4 protein-coding genes and 1 pseudogene are annotated in these 5,859 nt (G+C 34.2%); 3 read left to right on the top strand and 2 right to left on the bottom strand.

The genetic code is table 11. The features are described from left to right. Nucleotides 1-261 (top strand): transposase (locus F596_RS0110410; protein ID WP_019036581.1); only part of this gene is annotated, 261 nt, incomplete at its 5' end. An 89-nt stretch (nt 262-350) separates the two neighbouring features. On the opposite strand, the gene F596_RS0110405 is transcribed toward F596_RS0110410, so the two are convergent. After that, on the bottom strand, nt 351-1,331 hold the full coding sequence (locus F596_RS0110405; protein ID WP_019036906.1) for a polyprenyl synthetase family protein: 981 nt from the start codon (nt 1,329-1,331) through the stop codon (nt 351-353). Nucleotides 1,332-1,420: 89 nt separating this feature from the next. On the opposite strand from F596_RS0110405, the gene polA reads away from it, so the two are divergent. Continuing rightward, complete coding sequence (gene polA, locus F596_RS0110400) at nt 1,421-4,183, top strand: DNA polymerase I (protein ID WP_019036905.1); 2,763 nt, start codon at nt 1,421-1,423, stop codon at nt 4,181-4,183. A gap of 210 nt (nt 4,184-4,393) precedes the next feature. Here the strand turns inward: polA and F596_RS11245 are convergent, their stop codons facing one another. Beyond that, entirely contained in the window at nt 4,394-5,530 is a 1,137-nt protein-coding gene (locus tag F596_RS11245; protein ID WP_019036904.1) for a phosphoethanolamine transferase, read from the bottom strand. Nucleotides 5,531-5,612: 82 nt separating this feature from the next. On the opposite strand from F596_RS11245, the pseudogene F596_RS11240 reads away from it, so the two are divergent. Beyond that, nucleotides 5,613-5,859, top strand: a pseudogene (locus F596_RS11240) (IS982 family transposase); the annotation flags it as partial.

Below are 5,859 nucleotides of genomic sequence, written 5' to 3'. Positions count from 1 at the left end.
AAAGACAGCTACTACCAAAAGAAAAAGAAACACAAACTATTTTGTAAACGAGCAGGTATAGAACCAACAATAGGACATCTTAAAGCAGACCACCGATTATCTCGCAACTTTTATAAAGGTGTGAAAGGAGATGCTATCAATGTATTATTAGCTGCGGCAGCATATAACTTCAAAAGAGCTATGAGAGCTCTTTTGTGCCTTATAAAAAGAATCAGCATAAAGCTTGTCAGTACAAACTTTATGCTGAAATATAGTTTTTAAGGGACGACTAAATAAAAAAGCAATGCCGCTATATGCAGCATTGCTTTTCAGTTATATAAGAAGCTAATTTTCAGATGTGTAAATACCCCTTATTTATTACGTTTAATAATATAGTCTAAATAAGTACTAAGCGACTGTTTAATGACAGGATTGCTAATTTTAGTATCAATAAAAACCTTAGCTTTAGCATGATACCTCTTCATACACTCTTCAGCATATTCTATGCCCCCCTTTTCTTTTGCAAATGTTACCAGCTCCTCTATCTCCTTACTACTTATAGAAAGCATTTTTGCTTTACGAGCCAGCATCATCATACGCTCATCACCAGTCTTATTAAGTGCATATATTAATGGTAAGGTTAGCTTTCCTTCGGTTAAATCGTTCCCTGTAGGCTTTCCTATCTCCTTTTCCGATTCGAAATAATCGAAAATATCATCGCGTATCTGAAAAATCATTCCTATGTTTTTACCAAAAGCTCGTGCTAAAGCAACATCTTCTTCTGAAACGCCAGCACTCTCTGCACCTATAGCAGCGCATATTTCAAATAATATAGCTGTCTTTCGTGCAATGATTTCCAAATAAGCAGCCTCTGTAATCTCTTCACGTTTTATATTAGAAAGCTGCAATATTTCGCCATCACTAAGCGTTTGCCCAAGCTCTGCAAGATACTTCACTATACTGTTACTATTAGTATATCCCACTTGCTGCAACGCTGTAGAAAGCACATAATCGCCCACTAACACTGCCACCTTATTATTATAAGAAGCATTTACGCTGGCCTGTCCTCTACGCTCATTACTCTCGTCTACAACATCATCATGTATCAATGATGCCGTATGAAGCAGCTCTAAGCCAACTGCAGCATGCTGCGTTGTCGGCGAAACTTTCCCAAAACTCTTAGCTATCAATAATATAAGAATGGGGCGCATACGTTTTCCACCACGCTGCTTAATGTGGTGTAACACTTGTGTTAACAGACCATCTTCATGATCTAACGATGAATTAAAAAGATCAATAAAGTCGTTTAATTCCGATTCTATAGGTCGTTTTATAATTGATAAAGTATCCATTCACTCATTGATATATGATACAAAATTACTTATTTTATCGGAGATTATGGAAATATATTAGTAATTTTACACCTAAAATATATATAATTATGGATAAAATATTTCTAATAGATGCCTACGCCTTAATATTTCGCTCATACTATGCTTTTATAAAAAACCCTCGTATAAACTCAAAAGGTCTGAACACATCAGCCATAATGGGCTTTTTTAATACCCTTCATGAGGTTATTACAAAAGAGCAACCTACCCATATTGGTGTAGCTTTCGATGTAGGTAAAACTTTTCGCAATGAAGCTTTTCCACAATATAAAGCACAAAGAGAAGCTACACCAGAAGACATAAAGCTATCAGTACCTTATATACAAGACATTCTTAAAGCCATGCACATTCCTATACTGCAAGCCGACGGTTTCGAGGCAGATGATGTTATAGGAACCCTTGCTACCCGTTTTAGTGCCGATGGAATCGATACTTTTATGCTTACACCTGATAAGGATTATGGCCAACTAATAGGTAGTCATGTTTATATGTACCGTCCTCGTCATGGTGGAGGATACGAAATATTAGGCGAAAAAGAAATAAAAGAAAAATATAATATACCAAAGACATCACAGGTAATAGACTTACTTGCATTAATGGGCGATGCTGCTGACAACTTTCCGGGCTGTCCCGGTGTAGGAGAAAAGACTGCATCTAAACTAATCAATGAGTTTGGCTCTATTGATAACATACTTTCTAATACCGATAAAATCAAAGGAAAACTAAAAGAAAAAATAGAAAACGCTGTAGATGATATTAAGATGTCTAAATTTTTAGCCACTATACGCCGCGATGTTCCTATTAATATAAAACTGGACGACCTAAAAACAAAAGAACCAGATATAAATAAGCTACACGAAATATTTACTGAATTAGAATTTCGTAACCTCCTAAATAAATATGTTAAGAACAGCAAAGAAATAGCTAAAAACGTAAACAATCAGCTCGATTTATTTGAAGAAAATACGGGCGAAGATACGAACAGCAGCATTTTATCCGATTTTAAAAGCCTCAAATCAGTACACTACGAATACCAACTAATTGATAATGAGGAAGAAGCTATACGTGTTTGTGATTTTTTATTTACATCTGATATTTTAAGTTTAGATACAGAAACCACCTCTACCAATACAATGCAAGCAGAATTAGTAGGACTTAGCTTTTCCATAGAGCCTAATAAGGCTTTCTACATAGCTATTCCTTCTGATAGAGATAAAGCGCAAAAAATGGTAAATATCTTCAAGCCACTATATGAAGAAGATAAGATATTAAAGATAGGTCAGAATATTAAGTACGATTACGAGGTGCTTGCTCAATATGGCATCAACATAAAGGGCAAGATGTTCGATACCATGATAGCTCATTACCTTATACAACCTGAGCTACATCACAACATGGATTATATGGCAGAAACGCTGCTTAACTATAAAACAATACACATAGATGAGCTTATCGGAGCAAAAGGAAAAGAGCAGAAAAACATGCGCAACCTCTCCCCTACTTCTATATACGAATATGCTTGTGAGGACGCCGATATTACTTTACAGTTATATAATGTACTCTTACCAAAGCTAAAAGATGTAAATGCTGAAAAACTTTTTTGGGATATAGAGATGCCTCTCGTAAGAGTTTTAGCTAACATGGAGATGAACGGAGTATGCTTAGATACAGACGCTTTACAAGAAACCTCTAACATTTTCACCAAACGTATGCAGACTTACGAAGCACAAATATACGAGCAAGCGGGCGAAAAGTTTAATATATCAAGCCCCAAGCAAGTAGGCGATATTCTCTTTGGAAAGATGCAAATAATGGAAAAACCTAAGAAAACAAAGAAAGGGCAGTATGTTACTAATGAAGAGGTATTGCAAAGTTTGGAAGCATCTTCACCTATTGTTCGCAACATACTAAACTATAGAGGCATTAAAAAGCTATTAGGCACTTATGTAGATGCTCTTCCTAAACTTATTAACAAGCGCACAGGACGCATTCACACATCGTTTAATCAAGCCCTTACAGCTACAGGGAGACTGTCTTCAAGCGACCCCAATCTGCAAAATATTCCTGTTAGAACAGACGATGGAAAGGAAATTCGCAAGTGCTTTATCCCCGAGCCTGAATGTGTGTTTTTTTCGGCAGATTATAGCCAAATAGAACTTCGTATAATGGCACATCTTAGCAAAGATGAAAATATGATAGAAGCCTTTCGTAGCGGTTATGATATCCATAGGGCAACAGCTGCAAAAATATGGCACATTCCTATGGAAGATGTTACAGACACACAACGCAAAAAAGCTAAACAAGCTAACTTCGGTATTATATACGGTATTACTACTTATGGTTTAGCACAACGTATGGGAATACCAAACAATGAAGCTAAAAAACTTATAGAAGACTATTTCAACACTTTCCCTAAAGTACATGATTTTATGGAAAGTGCTAAAGAATTAGCTCGAAAAAAGGGTTATGCTGAAACTATCTTTGGACGTCGCCGGTATCTTAACGACATCAACAGCAAGAACTCTACTGTACGAGGTTTTGCCGAACGTAACGCCATAAATGCTCCTATTCAGGGCACAGAAGCTGACATTATAAAAGTAGCTATGATACGTATATATGAAAGATTCTGCCGTGAAAATATTCGCTCTAAGATGATACTACAAGTACACGATGAACTAAATTTTTCTGTTTTCCCTGACGAAAAAGAACGTGTAGAGCACATCGTTTTAGAAGAAATGCAGGCTGCCTGCACTCTCAGTGTTCCACTTATAGCCGATGCAGGATGGGGTAAAAACTGGTTAGAAGCACACTAATTAGCAAGTTTTATTACTTACTCCCCCCTATTTCTTATACCTCTAAACAATATAAGAAACAGGGGGGAGAAAATTTATCTACCATATAAATATCATACGTTAAGCACAATATATACCTATAGTCTTAACTTCTTTGCAGCCGATTGAGACAACTTCATTATAGAAACTGACACACTTATAGAAACTAATAGTAAGGTAGCATAAATTATTTTAATTAACACTTTGTGGCTTATAAGTATCAAAGTTTATCGAATTAAGTACTATTCTCGGCTTCTTTTTATTATAAGTATTACTTATAATATCACGATGCGGATTATACCATTTTGTTTTTAATCCTGCTAAAGATAATAATGTATGCGAAATGTCATCTGTTATTATTGGTATTTTCTTAACTTCTTTGAGCTTACTATATATTTTTGGGTGATGCTTTTTATACTTATCAGAAACCCAAACAAATAAAGGTACACGAATCTGATACTTTATATTAGGAGAAAAAGCAGCATTACCATGACCGTTATAATCTCTAGTTTCAAAGACTTCTTCACCATGATCTGAAAAATAAACTAAAATAGTATTTGTGTTTTTAAACTTTTCTATAACTTTATTGATAACAAAATCATTATATAATGTAGCATTATCATATTCAGCAATTTTAGTTCTTTGCTCTTCATTCCAACGACTCTTATCATAAATGTCAGCTTTAAATTTATTCCATCGCTTAGGATACCTTATATTATAAGTATAATGTTGCCCAAACAAATGAATAATATAAAGAGAGCTTTGCTTTGATAAATGAATACTATTAACAAGATCTTCATCATAAACAAACCCTTTAGAATTACGATAAGTAAACATTATATTAGATAAAATAGCATCAGAAAGAAAATTAATCCCTCCTATAAAATATTGATTATCATAACAAAATGTTCTATAACCAGCTTTTCTAAAAAGAATAGGAAATAAAGGAATCTTATCAAAATTAGTCCCTAAAGAATCTAAAGAAAACACAGATTCCATAACACCATGTGTATGATCATCTACAGAAACTGCATTACCAAAAGCTATTAAATCATCTTTAGACGCTAATCTTTTCTGATTAGGTGTAGTGTTATATTTATAACCAAACAGTCCAGAATGATAAATAGAAGCAGACTCACCTATTAAAACTACAACATTTGGCTTATCTGCAAAACCAGCAGAAGCCTTTACATTACGACAAACAATATATAAATGTTTTATCCTATCTTGCCTCTGTTTTGATATATAACACGAATAAATAACACGTGTTATTGATGTATATTGTGGTATTACAAAACCATTACGATATTTAATAAAACTAAATACCATAAATACCCATATACAAAAACCTACCAATGATAATAAAAAATATATAACCCGTTGGCGGAATTAAAATAATAGATAAATTTATATGAAAGAAAAGTTGTACATACAAGAATTTATTTGTAACTTAGTATTGCTCAATACATTAAGTTATAAAATCAGTATGCACAACTTATATACAAATTTCGTAAAAATCCTTGATATATGCAAGCTATTCTCAAAAGATTTAGTAAATGAGCAAGGTAATATTCCACGCCCAGGCGTCGTTCCGAGATTTAGCGACCTTGAAATAGTATCGCTTTCCATAGTAAGCGAGGCAATGGGCATTGATAGCG

The organism is Prevotella amnii DSM 23384 = JCM 14753 (assembly GCF_000378745.1).
Taxonomy (GTDB): domain Bacteria; phylum Bacteroidota; class Bacteroidia; order Bacteroidales; family Bacteroidaceae; genus Prevotella; species Prevotella amnii.
This window is presented reverse-complemented; position numbering and strand designations above follow the sequence as displayed.